Raw genomic sequence first — 17,959 nt, forward strand, 5'->3', positions numbered from 1 at the left:
CAGAAAAGACTCCCAAAGTCAAAAAAATAATAGGTTTATTTTCAGCTATTTAATTTGTAGGATAGGTGAATTCTTTGAAATTAGAAGAGTTACTATTTATTTAGGAAAAACATGTTTCCATGAATACACTATTTTCCCGAAGTGCTCTTTTTTTAGGGTTGATAATTTTTGCACTTCCTTCTTTTTCCCAAAACTTTAAAAGTTCTCCTTCTGCTTGGATAAATTATTCCCAAGAGAGTTCTGGAGATTATGTGATTTTGAATTCAGGGGAAAAGATCTCTGGCACTATTGTCCGAAATTTCAATCAGACATTTTACTCTCAGATTGTTTTTGAATCAAAGCAATCAGTATCGACCTATTCTCCAGAGGATATTCAGGGATTTGGGCTTGAAAATGGGCAATTGTTTCTGTCCGGAAAGCTTCCGGACTCGGATGAGCTCAATTTCATCCAGTTCATTGTTTCCGGGCCATTGATTCTGAGTAGTTACAAAGAAAGATTTTTCATCAGTGATTTGAAAAAGACTGAAGAGCTAAAAGCCTATTACCAACGAACAGAAGTGAACGGGAAGGAAATTCGAAAATACATGAGACCTTTCATCGTTCCGCTCAAAACCTTTTTTACAGGAGATTGCGGAGTGGGGTTATATGACAGGATTGATAAAATACCCTTTTCCGAATTCGCTCTGACGCGGCTTTTCAAAGAATATTTTGACTGCCTCGAGGTGGAGTATAAGGTCCATGCTGCCGAATCTTCCTGGGCTTATGTTTCTCCTACACTCGGGATAGGCCTGAATAACTTTACACTAGGCTCGCCTTCTCGTCTCGAAGGAAGAAAAGACCGACTGGATCAGAGTCTTGGATTTATGGGTTTTGTCGGGGTGAGATTTCATGATTTCAGACGATTACCTCGATTTAGCACAGAGATACGTTTTGCCTATTCGGTATTCAACACGGAAGTTTTGAACAGTTACGAATCTTCTAATTTTTATTGGACCGGTTCGGAAACTGTCAAGGAATCAGCCATTTATATCCCCTGGAGTTTTAATTACAGTGTGGTCAAAAATCAGCGAATGGATTTGTATTTGGGAATTTTGGGAGGTTTTTGGTCACCAAAGGTCACTCAGGAGAATGGAATCGTGGATCAGAGATTTCTGCCTTCCCAAGATGTGTTTTTGACGGAAGGGCCGATTTTGGAGCTTCAGGATTCCAAATTTATTTCAGGGCTGAAGCTTGGGACAACCCTTCGCACAGCTTCCAAATTCAGAATTTTTGCAGAGCTGGAGGCCACTACTCAATCGAATTACTATAGGTTCAATTTGATGAAAGGTCTTTCGGAATACAGTAGAAACAGAATTGCATTTCAAGTAGGTATTGAATTTTAAGTGTAAGTAAATGATAGTAAGAAGTTTGATTTTTGGGTTTGTTGCCTTGATTTTGTTTTCCTGTGCACAAGATGAAGTGGTTCCGAGAACCAACCCCAGGTTTAGCGTAGTAATGGTGCAGGAGGTTGATTCTGAAGGGGCGGAGTTTGCCGCTAATATTTATGACTTTGGTTCTGAGGAAATATTGGAATATGGCTTTGTCTATGGGAGGTCTCCGAGTCCAACTTTGGATGATTCTGATTTTGTCAAAGAGGTGGGTATGCCCTCCAAGGAGTTTAAATTGAAAGCCATCCATTCGATGCGAATCAACGAAAGGATCCATGTGGCGGCGTTTATCCGGACTTCGCAGGGAGTGGTTTATTCCAAGTCTCGGGATTTTACCAGTCGGGGAGCGATAGGATTTATCATCGAAAAAATCGAAGTAGCTTCCGAGGTGTATTATGATGACACGATAAGGATTTTTGCAAAGAACCTATCCAGATCTCCTGCTCAGTACAAGGCCAGAATCCAAAATAAAACAGCCATTGTCAGCAAGATTTCCGAAAGCTACTTTGACATACTAATCCCACGCGGACTTACGTTCGTCGAGGGAAATGGTCCTTCACAGCCCTTTGAAATGGTGCTGGATGTGGCTGGGAAAGAGGTGAGTGTGGAGCAGACTTTGACTTTCAAAAAACCGGTTTTTGCACAGGAAGGTCCCCAGGAGTTGCTGTATACCCAGGACCTTAGGCTGAAAGGGCAGTATTTGTATGACGAAAACCTAAGGATTCGCTACAAGGACAAGACTGGAGATCAATGGGCCATTAAAGTCAAGGAAATGGGTGAATTGGAAACTGTGATTCAGCTGAATGCCAATTTCACAGAGTCCAGCCCAGTCTTGGAAGTGATTATCCGTGGGGAAGTTTACCCTCTGTCGAATCTGCTCAAACTGAAGGAAACCAAGATTGATCCAGATCAAAGGCATACATTTAGGTCTTTTGGAGGGAGTTTTATTCTGAAAGGAGAGAATTTCAATCCCTATTCCGCCAACTTTAATCAGCTGAAATTTGAAAGGGACATTTTCGACTTTCAAATTACTTCTGTTACTCCAACTCAAATCGAGGTCAATTTCAACTATAAATACGGAACTTCGGCGGTCAGGGAAATTCCTGTTTTGGTTACTAATGCCGGTTTCCCATCCAAGAATTTCCTAATGCTAGAATGGACCTCACCAAGTATCCCTGTGATTTTTGTTGAACCCAGATATCACGGGATGGGCCGTACCGTTAGCCTAAATGATACGGGGTACTATGTGGGGCCTGAAGGGATATTTGAGATCAATATTTTTGCAAAAACCTTCCGAAAGCTTGCGGATGTCCCAGTTCCAGGCCAAGATCCGACCAAGTTTTTTGCCTATGCGGCAGAAGGAAGGATTTATTTTGGGACTTACTATGGGCAAGAATTCGTTTCTGAGAAGAAATTCTACTCCTTCAATCCTGCCAATAACCTAGTTACCGCCTTGCCAAATATTCCGAGCCCAGACACCCAATTCCAATCTATAGTCTATCATCAAGGAGCCTTGTATTATCAGGGAGATGAAATCGACAGGAATACCGGAGCTGACGGAAACATCCGAAGGTATAAATTCACCATCAGCACTGGGACTTGGGAAAAGCTCCCGGACATTTACCAGCCAAATGGGCTTGGGGATACCTTTCCCACATTTGAATGGAATGGACAAACCTATTCTGCTGCGATTATAGAATCTGGTAATTTAGGGATAGGTTCTGCTTTATATCGGTTTGACACCAACTCTTTCACTTGGGTTAAGGTCCAAGACCTGAATGGGATTTTTGCGAGTTTTCAGGTCAATCAGTTTCATAGGCTTGGAACCAAAGTTTACACCAAATCTCAATTTCAATTTGCAGAGCTGGATCTGGAAACCATGAAAGTGAGTTCTCCGAGTTATCTTTCAGGAGGAGATAGTCCGCCGGCCTATGGATTTGTGGTAAGAGGAAAGATGTACTATATGGTGGGAGACCGAATATCTGAGTTAGATCCCAAGTATTTTTATTGAGTGGAAAAATCAAAATGTCTTAGAACTACAATTCTGATTTGGGGAATATTGAAATTAAAACTCGGGAAGAGCTAATTTCTTGAATTAGAAAGGAATTAAGAGGTGAGATTGAGATTATTCTGCCATTCTGACCCATTTCCCTTTTGGCACCTGTCTTGAACCTTTAGGAAGAACCTTCGTTTTTTGGAGGTTCTTCCTTTATTTTAGCGATACACTGACAGCAAGTCTGTCAACCTGTCTATATATGAGCCAATTTGAAAATAACATTTTCCAGAACCTGATGAACGGTGATTATGCCGGTGAAGGAGACTTGATACAGTTGATTACTGACGAAGAAGACCAAGATCAGGGGACGGAATCCTTTGAAGAGGAAATTCCCATTTTATCCGTTAGAAATACAGTTCTTTTTCCCGGGGTAGTCATTCCGATCACAGTGGGGAGACAGCGATCAATTCGCCTAGTCAAGAAAGCGTACAAAGGCAACAAGCTTATCGGAGTTTGCGCACAGATCAACCCCAACAATGACGATCCTGCATGGGAGGACATATACCATGTAGGAACGCTCGCCAAAATCATCAAGATGATTGTCCTTCCGGATGGAAACACGACTATCATCATTCAGGGGAAAAAGCGATTCCAAGTCCGTGAGACCATTACGGATGATCCGTATTTCATTGCCAAAGTGGATTATTTGGAAGAAAACTTCCCCAAGAATTCCAAGAAGATCAAGGCATTAGAGGAATCTCTCAAAGATGCCGCAATCAAAATCCTTCACCTGAATCCGGAAATCCCAAGAGAAGCTCAGGTGGCTTTGGACAACATTGACAACACGCCTTTCCTGACTCATTTTCTTTCTTCCAACATCAACGCATCAGTAGAAGCAAAGCAACGGCTGTTGGAAATCAACGACGGAGTGGAGCGTGCGACTTTGCTTTTGGAATTCATGATGAAAGACATCCAAATGCTGGAGCTGAAGTCTGAAATTCAAAAGAAAGTTCATACCGACATCGACCAGCAGCAGCGGGATTATTTCTTGCGGCAGCAGATGAAGGTCCTCCAAACCGAATTAGGAGAGGAAGGTCCTGAAAAAGAAGTTGAAGACCTCAGGATGCGTGGAGCTCAAAAGGCCTGGCCTGCGGAAGTCAAAAAGCATTTTGAAAAGGAGCTGGACAAAATACTTCGCATCAACCCATCGGCAGCTGAGTATCCAATTGCCCTGAATTATTGCGAAACCTTGGTCGAATTGCCTTGGAATGAATTTACCCAAGACAACTTTGACCTCAAGCATGCCCGGGCAATTCTGGATTCAGATCATTTTGGTTTGGAGAAAGTGAAAGACCGGATCATCGAGTATCTCGCGGTGCTCAAACTCAAAAATGACTTAAAAGGCCCCATTCTTTGCCTCTATGGCCCTCCGGGAGTAGGAAAGACTTCTTTGGGTAAATCTATTGCCGCGGCTTTGGGCAGAAAATATATCCGGATGTCTTTGGGAGGTCTTCATGACGAGGCTGAAATCCGTGGACACCGAAAAACTTACGTCGGTGCCATGCCGGGTAAGATTATTCAGAATATGAAGAAGGTTAAAATCTCGAATCCGGTCTATGTATTGGATGAGATTGATAAGCTGTCCTCAGATTTCAGAGGAGATCCTTCTTCTGCCTTTTTGGAAGTGCTGGACCCTGAGCAAAACTTCGCCTTCTTGGATAATTACCTAGAAGTGGAATATGATCTCAGCAAGGTGCTCTTTATTGCCACTGCCAATTCCTTAGATTCCATTCAGCCTGCATTGAGGGACAGAATGGAAATCATCGAAGTGACAGGTTATACTTTGGAAGAAAAGCTGGAAATCGCCAAGCGTCATTTGGTGCCGAAGCAACGAAAAGAGCATGGCTTGAAGACCAAAGATGTCAGCTTCGAAAAGGCTGCCTTGGTGAAAATTATTGAGGATTACACCCGTGAATCTGGGGTTAGAAATCTGGAACGTGCTATCGGCAAGGTGATCCGAAATATCGCCAAGTCCATTGCGATGGAGGAGGAGTACAACCACAAGGTCAATTCAGAGGCCGTACGTAAGATTTTGGGGTCTGAGATTTTCGACAAAGAAAGCTATCAGGATAATAGCGTTGCTGGAGTGGTGACGGGACTTGCCTGGACCAGCGTAGGTGGAGAGATTTTGTTCATAGAATCCAGCCTTAGCCGTGGAAGAGGGAAATTAACCCTTTCCGGCCAGTTGGGAGATGTGATGAAGGAATCAGCCATGACTGCTCTTTCTTACCTGAAATCCAAAGCTGAATCACTTGGAATTGACCATCGGGTATTTGAGCAATACGATTTGCACATTCACGTGCCTGCAGGAGCTGTACCTAAGGATGGCCCATCTGCGGGGATTACTATGTTGACTGCAATGGCTTCCGTATATACGCAGAGAAAGGTTAAATCCAAGGTGGCGATGACCGGAGAGATCAGCTTGATCGGAAAAGTAATGCCTGTAGGAGGTATCAAAGAAAAAATTCTAGCAGCCAAAAGAGCAGGAATTAAGGAGATCATTCTTTGCAAAAAGAACATCCGGGATATCGAGGAAATAGATCCACAATATGTGAAAGGAATAGAATTCCACTTCGTGGACAAAGTGGGCGAAGTTTTGGATATCGCCTTGACCAAATCCAAAGTGGATAACCCTCTGAAATTTACTTTCTCGGACGAAAAGAAATCGAATGATTAATCAAGTCTGGCAAATCCTATGGCTTGATTAAAAGGCCTTTTGGCTCAAGATAACTAAACCACAACAACATGAATTCAATTGACTCCCTTACTCCCAGACAAATCGTCGAAGAGTTGGACAAATATATCATCGGGCAAAAGGATGCCAAGAGAAATGTAGCCATCGCTCTTCGGAATAGGATCCGAAGAATGATGGTGAAGTCAGAGATCCAAAAGGACATTGTGCCCAACAACATCCTGATGATTGGGAGCACCGGGGTCGGTAAGACCGAAATCGCCCGGCGTCTTGCAAAAATCGCACAGGCACCATTTACTAAAGTGGAAGCATCCAAGTTTACCGAGGTCGGATATGTCGGACGCGATGTAGAAAGCATGGTAAGGGATCTGGTCGAGCAGTCCGTTCATTTGGTTCAGGATATCAAAAAAGAGGAAGTTAAAGTCAAAGCCGCTGATGCGGTGGAGGAAACAATTTTGGATATTCTGATTCCCCCGGTCAAAGGTGCGGGATTCACCAGACAGTTGAATGCGAATCAAGAGCTGGATGCAGAGCCAAACTCTGATACCGAACTCAATGAAAGGACTCGGGAAAGATTTCGGGAAAAACTGCGAAACGGAGAGTTGGATGACCGCAAGATAGAAATCAATGTCAAGGCAAGTTCTCCCGTGGGAATTGGGATGATTGGCAATGGAATGATCGATGATGCCAGCATGGCTGGGCTTCAGGACATGATCTCCGGGATGATGCCCAAAAAGACCAAAAAGCGGAAGTTGACAATTTCGGAAGCCAGAAAAGTGCTTTTGGAAGAGGAGATGTCCAAGCTGATTGATCACGATGAGGTCAAGGAAGAGGCAATCCGCTTAGCAGAAAACAATGGAATTATCTTCATCGATGAAATTGACAAAATTGCGTCTAAGTCCGGGAAAAACGGAGGCGGACCTGATGTCAGCCGGGAAGGGGTGCAGCGGGATCTTCTGCCTATCGTGGAAGGTTCCTCGGTCAATACCAAATATGGTGTGGTCAACACAGATCATGTGCTCTTTATAGCTGCAGGCGCATTTCACGTCAGCAAACCCTCAGATTTGATTCCGGAACTTCAGGGTAGATTCCCGATCAGAGTAGAGCTTCAAAGTCTGACTCAGGAGGATTTTTCAAGGATTCTCAGAGAACCCAAAAACGCCTTGACTAAGCAATATCAGGCCTTGTTTGAGGCAGAGCAGGTGTATTTGGAATTTAATGAGGAAGCCATTGAGGAAATCGCCCGCTTGGCCTTTTTGATCAATCAGGAAGTAGAAAATATCGGCGCAAGAAGGTTGCATACGGTCATGAGTCATCTCTTGAATGACTTCCTGTTTGAGGTTCCTGATTTGATTCAGGCAAACTCTAAGATCATGATTACCAAAGAAATGGTCCAAGAACGATTAAATGCTTTAGTGAAAAACCGAGATCTTTCACAATACATTCTTTAATTTATAGGCACTGAAAAGTGCCTTTTTTAATAGCGATGACTAAGACATTACTCATTTTGACAGGCCATTCCAAAGGATTAGGAAAAGCTATTTTAGAGGAATTCCTTAACCTAGAGAATGTTAAAATTCTGGCGATTTCCAGATCCACTTTGGGTTTGGATCGGGAGGACTTGCAAGAGATTTCTCTGGATTTGAGTGACCTTGATACCTTGGAAAGTAAACTCCCTGAATTATTTCCTCAAGGGGATTTTGAGAACATCATTTTGATCAACAATGCCGGATGGATCGGAGAAATCAAGCCTGTCGGTAAGCTGGAGCCAAAAACTATCCAGCAGGCAATTCAATTGAATCTAGTCTCACCCATGATATTGACGGATACCTTCGTCAAAGCCTATGGGGACTCTGTAGCTACAAAAATCATAGTGAACATCAGCTCGGGAGCAGCTCATAAGCCCCTTCCTGGCTGGGCTGAATATTGTACAAGTAAGGCAGGTTTGGCGATGTTTTCCAAAGTGGCGGCGGAAGAGTTGAAGCTAAAGGGGATCAAAGTATATTCCCTCGCTCCTGGAATTGTCGATACGGCCATGCAGGCAGATATCCGAGAAGCTAGGGCTGAGGATTTTCCTGCATTGGAAAGATTTCTGAACTATAAAACTGAAGCTCAACTCAGCACTCCGGAAGAAGTGGCCGGAAAAATATTATACTTGGTTTCCAATCCGGAGAAATTTGAAGAAGTAATCCAGGATGTCAGGAATTTTTCAGTTGGTTAAGCCTTCTTTTTGGGATAATCCACAAACCAGACTTCCGCATTTTTGGCATCTATATCTTTCCAAGAGTCCGTGTGAAATTTGAATCCAAATTGACCTGAAGTAGGCAGGTTGTCCAAGTTTCCTCCCAATTCTTCAATCAAATCATTCATTCCGGGATTATGTCCCACCACAAAAATCAAGTGGTGATGATCATTCTGCATTCGAAGGTATTTTAGAATGGTGTTGGGGGAGGAATGATAAAGATCTTCTACCGGATTCAGGCATTTGGGAGAAATTTCAAGCACCTCTTGGGTAAGCTGAGCTGTATGAAAAGCCCGTGTTGCGGTGGAGCTTAAAATCAGGTCAGGAATGAGATTTTTTTTCTTCAGACGCTTGGCCATTTTGGGGGCATCACGCAATCCGCGCTCTGCCAAGGGTCTATCGTGATCTGCTAAAAAAGGATTGTTCCAAGCTGATTTTCCGTGTCTAATCAAAATAATTTTCTTCATAACGACAGATTTAAAATGATTCTTTTGTTTTTTTAAATCAAAACTTTACTTTTATTCCCATCACAATTCCAATTATATCAATTTATTATGTTTACCGGAACAGTAAAATTTTACAATGAAGCCAAAGGTTTCGGCTTTATCGTTGACGACGAATCTAACAGTGACATTTTTGTGCATGCCACTGGGTTGGTTGATAAAGTTGCCCAGAACGACAAAGTGACCTATGACATCAAGGACGGCAAGAAGGGACCAAATGCCATCAACGTCAAGAAGGCCTAAGATATTCTCCTGAATGTATTAGCTTAGAATCCCCCGGATTAATCCTCGGGGGATTTTTTATTTTCAGGCTCCTGATTTCCGAACCTTTCCGGCAGGTTCTTGAGGTAGATATCTCTTTTTGGAAAAGGAATCTCAATGCCATTCTCATGGAATGAGTCGAAGATTGACATCATCACTTCATTTCTCATTTCGAGATGAATATCCATCGTGTCCACCCAAAACAAAACTCTGAAATCTACCGAGCTGTCTCCAAATGCTTGCATGTAGACTTTGGGTTCGGGATATTTCATGATGCTGTCTTTTTCCAGTGCCTTTTGAATTAACTCCCTGACTTTTTGCATGTCTGAATCGTATGCCACTCCAATGAGGAGTTCCACTCTTCGACGTCGATCTGAAAGTGTCCAATTGATCAGTCGCTGGGAAAGTAAATCCCCATTGGGAACGACAATCTCAGATCCGTCATAGGCTTGAATTTTACTGGCTCGGATTCCGATTTCTTTTACTTTTCCTGTACTTGGCCCCACTTCTATGTCATCACCGATTTGTATGGGTTTTTCAAAAGCCAAAATCAACCCGGAAACCAAGTTGTTGATGATGGTCTGAAGACCAAAGCCAATTCCGACAGAAAGGGCTCCCAACACTAAAGTGATTTTATCCAAGGAGATCTTGGCTGCAGTGGCCGCAACAAAAAAACCAACGGTCAGAATAATCAGCCGGATGATTAATACGGTACTTCCGAGTTTCTTCGAAGTAGTGTCTGTAGCAGATTGATCTTTTAGCGAAATGAAATAAGCTATGTTGGTAGATAGTATGCTGGACAGGTATAATAAACCTGCAAAGAGTAATAGGCTTCCGTAAGTAAAAGAAGTGTCGCCCAGCATCCTTTCTTTGGATAATACTTCAATAATGGAATCGATGAAATATTCATTCAAGGCAAGGTTTTGTAATAGGACAGTTCCCCAAAGTACCAGCGCGAATATGACTAGGATGTTTCTCAGTCGTTTTTGGATTTCCCTGAAATTCAAAAAAGCGGTAATCGAATCGGATTTTTTGTGGCTTTCTATCAGTAGGTAGATTATTTCCGTCAGGATTTTTACAAAAAAGTATAAGGTAATTGCGTGTGCAAAGGCAGATACTCCGGCCACGCTCAGAATCTTGGCCAGGCTGAATCTTCCCAATAAGTTTGCCAGTACCGATATTCCCAGCAGAACAATGGTAAACACCCGGAGGCTGATCAGTAGTTTGGCTTCACTGGAATTGTCACTGTTAAACTTTTCCTTTGCCCAAGCCAACAGATAGATGACTAAAAGGCTTCCAATCAGGAAATACATTCGCTCCTGGTAGGCAATTTCCCAATAAAGATTGCTGAGGGTGAAAAAGACAAATACTAAAACGATAACAAGCCATTTTTTTACCAACTGCCTGGAATAGGATTTAAGGATTACCCATGTACACAAAATCACCTGTAAGAAAATAATGAATGTAACAAAGGTGATGGAGGTGAGGTCAAAAAGGAAGATCAATATTGGGCTAAGTCCCAAGATAACTCCCACTGTCGGGGATTTCTTCAAGAAGAAAAGCTTCCCGAGCATCATGTGGTTTTTGGAATCAGTTTCCTCTTTTTTAAGCTCTGCTAAGAGGCTTTTTACATAGTAAACCATCCCAATAATGACCAGTATAGCTATCAAGGCACTATAGCGATAGGCAAAAACCTGCTGTTTAAACAGAGTCCAGTTTAGATCCAGAGACTCCAAAGTTATGCTGAGGATGGACTTGGGGGAGGCAATCGAATAGTCCTCCCACAGAAAATTAATTTCCTTGGATAGAAGGTTCTTTTCCAGCTTTCGCTTGCTCTTGGAGACATAATTTTGAAGCTCCCTTATTTTGATATTAATGTTGCTGATTTGGGACTGAAATCTTGCGGCCTGGAGTTCTTGGTAAAAAATCGCGCTGTCAATGGACTGGATATTTTTCTTTAGAGAACTGATCTCTTGGCTATAATCTGGGAGCAAAAGAGAGTCCCTGATTTTGTATTTGAAGAAGTTGTCGTTTCGGATATTGCTGAGCAAGCTGTCTTGGAAGTAGAGTCTGTCGAGCTTACTTTGAATGATTTCATCCAGCTCCAGGGATTCCTCCAGGGCCTTCTCCAAAATCCTGTCCAGGGCATTAACATACCGGAAGTTGAAGTTAGGATTGGAGATGTTTTTCCGTTCTTCCAAGGCATCTACTATTCCCCGCAATTCCCAAATCTCTCTTTCCAGGGTCAAGGTGTCCAAGGTTTTTTCCAGTTCCAGCTTAATCTCATTGGATTGAAGGGTGAATCGCCTGCCTTTCTTGATTAATTCATCCAGGGTAGGAGCAAACTCTTTGGATAGGCTGTCCGATGAATTAATTGGGCCTGTGAGGACGACAAGGCTGTCTTTTTTGGAAACCAGCAGGCTATCGGACTTTTCTTGGGCATAAGCTGGCTTGCCGATTAGGGCAAAAAAGAAAAAGCTGAAAAGCAGGAAAAGCAGATCAATGCGAAGTTTCATAGGGCTTTGTCAAGAAAATAAAAATAGTAATAATTCTCAGGAAGGGAGGTTACTTTTTGTTTGGTGAATAGGTCAATATGTCCCTTTTTCCTTGGGATATGAGATAAAAAGAGACAAAATGACTGAAAAATTTCACTGGTATGAAATTTACATGTGGAGAGGTGTAAAACAAAACCAACACAACTATGAAACTTGTAAGATATAATCAACTCGAGCCGCAGATGCCGGCTACCTTCAGCGGATTATTGGACAGATTCTTTCAGGATTCCTTTGGTCCATCCATCAAGCAATTCAGTCCTTCAGTGGATATTTCTGAGGATGAAAAAGCCTATGAAATTCAAGTGGCAGTTCCCGGTGTGAAAAAGTCAGACTTTCATATTGACTTGACAGATGGGAAGTTGACCATTTCTGGAGAACGAAAGTTTGAGGAAAAAAAAGAAGGCAAAAACTTCCATAGTATTGAAACTCAGTATGGGTCATTTAGAAGATCCTTTTTTATCCCGGAGGATGTCATTGAAGAAAAAGTGGAAGCAAGCTATGAGGACGGAGTTCTTAAAGTAAATCTTCCTAAAAAGGAAAAAAAGACAAGCAAAGCGAGCATTGTCGTGAAGTAAGCCAAGAGCAGGGAGATCCTGCTCTTTCATTTTTTTTAATCCCGAAATGAAATCAAAAAGCGGTTAATTCTTGTTAATTTGATGACATTCAGTGATCCTAAAGCTTTTAAAAAATGTATTAGGATTAGAAAATTGTGGAATCTAAACGAAAGGAAAAAAACGATATGAGTAAAAAACAATTCTTTCTTGGAATGCTACTGGCCGCTTTTCTTGGAGGAGTTATGGCATTAGCAGGGGTGAGTTTTCTGATCAAGCCCCAAAATGGACAGAGCTTCGACGAGAAGCAGCAGGCGAGTTTTGTCAACATGCTTTCCGGAGAAAATTTCACGATCCCTGATGGGATTAATTTTGTGGCCTCAGCACAGATGGTCACTCCGGCGGTTGTACACGTGAAGAGCCAAGTTGCCTACAGCCCAAGGGCTCAGAGAGATCCGATTCAGGAGTTTTTTGGAATTCCTGATCCCAGAGGAAATCAAGGCCAAGGCGGGAGTACTATGCCGATGAGCTCAGGTTCAGGAGTGATTATCTCTTCGGATGGATATATCGTCACGAATAACCACGTGATCGATGGAGCGACCAAAGTGGACATTTCCCTAGAAAACAACAAAAGATACGAGGCAACCATCATCGGTACAGATCCGACTACGGATTTAGCCTTGTTGAAAATTGAAGCCAACAATCTACCCTTTGTCAAATTTGGAGATTCTGACAATACCAGAATCGGAGAATGGGTACTTGCGGTAGGCAATCCATTTGATTTGAATTCCACCGTCACAGCAGGGATCATCTCTGCCAAAGCCAGAAATATCGGGATTCTAAGAGATGTGGAAAACAACCTTCAAATTGAATCTTTCCTTCAAACTGACGCAGTGGTAAATCCGGGAAATTCAGGGGGAGCATTGGTGAATTTGGCCGGGGAGCTGATTGGGATCAATACGGCTATTGCTACGCGTACAGGAACATTTTCAGGCTATTCCTTTGCTGTCCCAAGTACCTTGGTCAAGAAGGTGATGGATGACCTGATGAAATATGGAGCTGTTCAGCGTGGACTTTTGGGAGTAAGTATCCAGAACGTCAGTCCTGAATTAGCAGATTTACTGAACAAGAAATTCCCTGTTGAGCAAGGTGTCTATGTGGGTGGAGTGAATGAAAATTCTGCCGGTAAAGAAGCCGGTATCAAAGAAGGCGATATCATCATCACCATCGATGGTCGGGCCGTCAACAATGTAGCCATGCTTCAAGAAATGGTGGCAAGGAAGCGACCTGGAGATAAAGTAGAAGTGGAATATATCCGCGATGGAAAAACTTCTAAAACCTCAGCCACTCTCAAGAACTTCTCAGGTGACACCAATATCGTCAAGCGGGAAGCGCCAAAAGCCTTCACTTTTGGAGGCTTGCAGTTTGAGGATCTTCGTGAAAGTCAAAAACAGCAACTGGAGATTTCCGGTGGAGCTGTGATCAAGTCCAACAGCAATGAAGCTTGGAGAAAAGCCGGTGCAAGAAATGGCTTTATCATTACCTCGGCAATCGCTGACAACGGTAGAACCAAAATCGGTAGTGCTCAGGAATTAATTGACTTCTTGGAAGATCACAGAGGAGAAGAAATCGTCATTTTGGGAATGTTCCCTGATGGTACAGATTATTACTTCGAACTTCAAATCGATTAAGAATTTATAGAATTCATGAAGAGGCCGGTATTTACCGGCCTTTTTTTGTGCTAAAATTTTGTACTTTCCTCCTGCCTTAACCCCATAACCTTATGAAAACAAGATCTTTATTACTAATACTTTTCGTCCTTGGCTTTTCCACAGAGCTCTTTTCCCAAACCCTATCCACTTCAGTCAATTCCTCTGTACCTGGAATTTCCAAAGAAAGACTGGGGAAGCTGGATGCAATGCTGGATGAAGCTATTCTAAAAGACCAAGTGCCTGGTTTGGTAGCCATGGTGGTGAAAAACGGGCAAGTAGTTTATCATGCAGCTAAAGGATTTTCGGATGTGGAAAGCGGGAAAGCCATGGAGAAAAACTCAATTTTCCGGATTGCTTCCCAAACCAAGGCGATCACTTCCACGGCAGTGATGATCCTTTGGGAAGAAGGGAAATTCCGTCTGGATGATCCTATTTCCAAATACATTCCTGAGTTCAAAAATCCTCAAGTACTGAATACTTTTCGCTATGCAGATACGACTTATACAACAAAATCAAGCTCCAAGGAAATCACCATCAGGCATCTCTTGACCCATACCTCAGGCTTGGGCTATGGGGTCATTGACGGGGATGAACGAATGCGAATGATTTACCACAAGGCTGGAGTCACTGACCTTTTTACCACAGAAAATATTACAATCAAAGAAAGTGTCATGAGGCTTGCGAAGCTGCCACTGCACCATGAACCTGGCGTGAAATATACTTATAGCGAAGGATTGGATGTGTTGGGTTATTTCATAGAAGTGGTGTCGGGAATGCCCTTTGATCAGTTTTTGAAGACCCGAATCTTTGATCCTTTGGGAATGAACGATACCCGGTTTTATTTAAATGACATCCAAGTTCCGAGATTGGTTACGGTACATACAAGAAAAGAAGGCAAATGGGCTCCTTTTCCGGTGACTTTTTACGATCCTGCTTATCCCAAAACAGGGGCTAAGACTTTTTTCTCAGGTGGAGCCGGGCTATCCAGCACCACCGAGGATTATGCTCGGTTTTTACAGATGTACCTCAATGGAGGAATCTACAATGGCAAAAGGATCTTGAGTCCCCCTACCATTCAGACAATCATGACCAACCAAGTAGGGGATCTGCTGGGCGATGGAGGAAAAGACTATGGACTAGCCTTTGGATTAGTCGATGAAAAAGGAGTTCAGCTTGGAGGGATTGGTAGTCTTGGAACTTTTGACTGGGGAGGCTATTTCAACACCCAATATTTTGCAGATCCAAAGACGGGAATCATCGGCTTGATCTTTAAGCAGACCTCTGGAGCCGGAAACGGGGATGAGACAGGCTGGAAGTTTAGACAAATGGTGTTTAGCCTGGTGGAATAGAGTTGATTTATGGGGAAGAAAGTTATTTGAGTGATCAGTCTCAGTGATCAGAGGCAGTTTCTGTGTCCAGTTTTAGGATAAAGGTCCAAAGCCTTAAACCTGGTATTTTGATTATTTAGTTTACTATTCCGCCTTTAGATTTTCTCCGTCTTTAAAGTGCAGTCGTCTGAAAACCAGTGCCGAGAGCATGGTTAGGGTTCCTATGATTAAAAAAGTAAAGCGAAATGCCCAATGGATTTCATCTTGGCTTAATCCCAAGTCCCCCCGGAACATTTTCAAAACAATCAAGCCAAATGCAACTCCAAAACCAATTGCCAACTGCTGATTGACCGAAAGTAGGGAGTTTCCACTACTGGTTTGGTAAGGTCTTAGATCCGCGATGGCGATGGAATTCATTGAGGTAAACTGAATAGAATTAAAAAAACCAATGACCAAAATTATCGGCAGGTGCCAATAGATGGATTTGTCCAGACCGGGGATGGAAAAACTGCATATCAGTAGCCCGATGATAAAGGTATTGGTCATCAATGTGGACCGATAGCCAAACTTGTTCAAGATTCGGATGACTACAGATTTACCCAGCATGGCTGTCAAAGCCATGGGAGCTAGCATCCAGCCGGAAACTACAGCGGACTCTTGATAGGCTATTTGAATCATCAAAGGTAAAAGCAGAGGCACCGAGGAAATTCCGAGTCTGGTAGCCAAATTCCCCAAAATACCCACCCGAAAGGTCCGGACTTGAAAAAGATCCAAAGGGAAAATGGGTTCTTCTTCTTTTCGGGCATGCCGATAATAATAAACCAACAAAAGGAAGCCCAAGGCCAATCCCAAAAGGAGCGGAGTGGTCTGGACTGAATTGCCTAATAGTTCTAAAGTAATGGAAAGGATAAACGTGGCTGCAGCAAAGATCAGGAAGCCCTTTAGGTCAAAGCCAACGGATTTTTGACGGAAGTCCGGAAGGTAAATTAGACTGAGAATGATTCCCAAGAATGCAATGGGTAGGTTGATCAGAAAGATCCAATGCCAAGAAGCATAATCCACCAAATACCCACCTACCAAAGGTCCTAAGATTGGACCGATGAGTGCCGGGACAATGGCATAATTCATGGCCTGAACAAGCTCATTTTTCGGAAAAGATTTGATCAGAGTTAGCCTTCCCACAGGAGTCATCATACTTCCACCGACCCCTTGAATGACTCTGGAGATAACCAGTTGGTTGAGGTTTTGGGACAAGGAGCAAAACAAGGATCCCAAAGCGAAAAGCGTCAAAGCTCCGATAAAGATCTTTTTGGTTCCAAATCGGTCCGCCATAAATCCGCTGATTGGCATAAGCAGGGCAACCGTCAACACGTAGCTGATGATGGCATTCTGCATATTTAGCGGAGATTCTTCCAAGTCCTCCGCAATGGCTGGCAGAGAAGTATTCAAAATCGTAGAATCCAGCATCAACATAAAAATCGCCGTGGCCAAAATGACGGGAAGAATTCTTTTGTTCCTAATGCTTAATTCCGTTGAATTCATTCGAAATCTCTATAAAAATGGTGTTTAGCGGTATCGTAAAAAAAGGAAATAAACCCGCATTCGGTTCATTTCCCTTCTAGATTATTCAATTCCTCATTTGAGCTTTTTTTAAAATCTCTGCCAACTCTGTGGCACATCCCCAAGCTACGGTGAAGCCTGCTCCTCCATGCCCGTAATTATGAAAGACATTCGGGAAATCGGGGTCGAATTCAAATCGGACTGCACTTCTTTTGGGACGGAGACCAACAATAATTTCTAAGAGCTTTGGATCCGAGTTTATTCCAAAACCTTTCAGGCGAGTCAGGATTCGAGTGGTGTCTTCTGGATCTATTTCCTCATTCCAATCGTCTTCATAGTCAGTTCCGCCGATCACACAATCTTGACTTCTTTGGATGATGTAAGAGAGAGCTCCTTTACGGGTGGGATCAGCAAAGGAGGGGACATCCAGTTTTTCGACTCTTAGAATCTGACCGCGCATCGGGTGAAGGTCCCGGTCCTTACAGATTATTTTGGCTCCCAAACCTGTACAGTTTATCACCCATCCATCCAAAGCTGCCAATTCGGAAAGACTGGAAATTGTTTTTTGCTCAAAAGTACCTCCCTGTGCAAGGAATTTTTCCAATAAATAGGGGAGATAGAGTGGAGGCTCAGCTAAGGGGACTTCAGCGATAAATCCTTTTTCCATTCCCATGGGAAGTTCCTCTTGAGTAGCTTTTCGGACCGTGCCTTTTGGTAATTCATTGACCCATTCTTCTTTTTTTTCATCCGTGTAGGCATTCAAAAATGGAATGAAAGAGACCCCTGCTGCAATTCCTTCCTCAGACTTGTACCGATGATAGGCTGTTGCTGCCCAAAGACTGGATTTGTCTTTGGGTTCGATGGCATAGGGAAACCAAACGGCTCCGACTTTACGGGAAAGGGTAGATTCCCATTGGTCTTTTGCCAAAATCCGGACGGTGAATCCAGATTCCTGCAAAGCGATTGCTGCAGTCAAACCAATAATTCCAGAACCTACGACGGTGACTTTTTGCATGAAAATTCAATGGGTTTTCAGAAAGATTTAATAATGGATTTTCTCTTAAGCTTGCTT

At 42.9% G+C, this 17,959-nt stretch carries 13 protein-coding genes; 9 read left to right on the top strand and 4 right to left on the bottom strand.

The annotated features are described in order from the left end of the window. Window positions 1-119: 119 nt before the first annotated feature. From G458_RS0107065 to G458_RS0107085, 5 genes are all read left to right on the top strand, one after another. Window positions 120-1,382 (top strand): hypothetical protein, encoded by a 1,263-nt coding sequence (locus G458_RS0107065; protein ID WP_026951280.1) that lies wholly within the window; start codon window positions 120-122, stop codon window positions 1,380-1,382. Between the two features lie 10 nt (window positions 1,383-1,392). Continuing rightward, window positions 1,393-3,438 (top strand): Kelch repeat-containing protein, encoded by a 2,046-nt coding sequence (locus G458_RS0107070; protein ID WP_026951281.1) that lies wholly within the window; start codon window positions 1,393-1,395, stop codon window positions 3,436-3,438. Window positions 3,439-3,682: 244 nt separating this feature from the next. After that, on the top strand, window positions 3,683-6,160 hold the full coding sequence (gene lon, locus G458_RS0107075) for an endopeptidase La (RefSeq protein WP_026951282.1): 2,478 nt from the start codon (window positions 3,683-3,685) through the stop codon (window positions 6,158-6,160). 68 nt (window positions 6,161-6,228) lie between these two features. Beyond that, the gene (hslU, locus tag G458_RS0107080; protein ID WP_026951283.1) at window positions 6,229-7,626 is read left to right on the top strand and encodes an ATP-dependent protease ATPase subunit HslU; all 1,398 of its coding nucleotides are present in this window, start codon (window positions 6,229-6,231) and stop codon (window positions 7,624-7,626) included. A gap of 35 nt (window positions 7,627-7,661) precedes the next feature. Beyond that, the gene (locus G458_RS0107085) at window positions 7,662-8,396 is read left to right on the top strand and encodes an SDR family NAD(P)-dependent oxidoreductase (RefSeq protein WP_026951284.1); all 735 of its coding nucleotides are present in this window, start codon (window positions 7,662-7,664) and stop codon (window positions 8,394-8,396) included. Here the strand turns inward: G458_RS0107085 and G458_RS0107090 are convergent. Next, window positions 8,393-8,884: a SixA phosphatase family protein gene (locus tag G458_RS0107090; protein WP_026951285.1), complete on the bottom strand. Its 492-nt coding sequence runs from the start codon at window positions 8,882-8,884 to the stop codon at window positions 8,393-8,395. The two genes, G458_RS0107085 and G458_RS0107090, sit on opposite strands and share 4 nt — an antisense overlap. Before the next feature lie 87 nt (window positions 8,885-8,971). Between G458_RS0107090 and G458_RS0107095 the strand changes: the two genes are divergently transcribed. Continuing rightward, window positions 8,972-9,163 carry a cold-shock protein gene (locus tag G458_RS0107095; RefSeq protein WP_026951286.1) on the top strand — a complete coding sequence of 64 codons (192 nt, stop codon included), beginning with the start codon at window positions 8,972-8,974 and terminating at the stop codon, window positions 9,161-9,163. Window positions 9,164-9,201: 38 nt separating this feature from the next. On the opposite strand, the gene G458_RS20350 is transcribed toward G458_RS0107095, so the two are convergent. After that, complete coding sequence (locus G458_RS20350; protein ID WP_051287097.1) at window positions 9,202-11,697, bottom strand: mechanosensitive ion channel family protein; 2,496 nt, start codon at window positions 11,695-11,697, stop codon at window positions 9,202-9,204. A 185-nt stretch (window positions 11,698-11,882) separates the two neighbouring features. Here G458_RS20350 and G458_RS0107105 point away from each other — a divergent pair, with 185 nt between their 5' ends. From G458_RS0107105 to G458_RS0107115, 3 genes are all read left to right on the top strand, one after another. Beyond that, on the top strand, window positions 11,883-12,311 hold the full coding sequence (locus tag G458_RS0107105; protein ID WP_026951287.1) for an Hsp20/alpha crystallin family protein: 429 nt from the start codon (window positions 11,883-11,885) through the stop codon (window positions 12,309-12,311). A gap of 164 nt (window positions 12,312-12,475) precedes the next feature. After that, the gene (locus tag G458_RS0107110; RefSeq protein ID WP_026951288.1) at window positions 12,476-13,978 is read left to right on the top strand and encodes a S1C family serine protease; all 1,503 of its coding nucleotides are present in this window, start codon (window positions 12,476-12,478) and stop codon (window positions 13,976-13,978) included. Window positions 13,979-14,070: 92 nt separating this feature from the next. Continuing rightward, window positions 14,071-15,348 (top strand): serine hydrolase domain-containing protein, encoded by a 1,278-nt coding sequence (locus tag G458_RS0107115; protein WP_026951289.1) that lies wholly within the window; start codon window positions 14,071-14,073, stop codon window positions 15,346-15,348. A 123-nt stretch (window positions 15,349-15,471) separates the two neighbouring features. Here G458_RS0107115 and G458_RS0107120 read toward each other — a convergent pair whose 3' ends face one another. Then, window positions 15,472-16,869, bottom strand: coding sequence for an MFS transporter (locus G458_RS0107120; protein WP_026951290.1), 1,398 nt, complete (start codon window positions 16,867-16,869; stop codon window positions 15,472-15,474). Window positions 16,870-16,954: 85 nt separating this feature from the next. Continuing rightward, a complete protein-coding gene (locus G458_RS0107125) occupies window positions 16,955-17,902 on the bottom strand; it encodes an FAD-dependent oxidoreductase (protein WP_026951291.1) in 948 nt (315 codons plus the stop codon). Between the last annotated feature and the right edge of the window lie 57 nt (window positions 17,903-17,959).

It is taken from the genome of Algoriphagus mannitolivorans DSM 15301, assembly GCF_000429425.1.
Classification (GTDB): Bacteria; Bacteroidota; Bacteroidia; order Cytophagales; family Cyclobacteriaceae; genus Algoriphagus; species Algoriphagus mannitolivorans.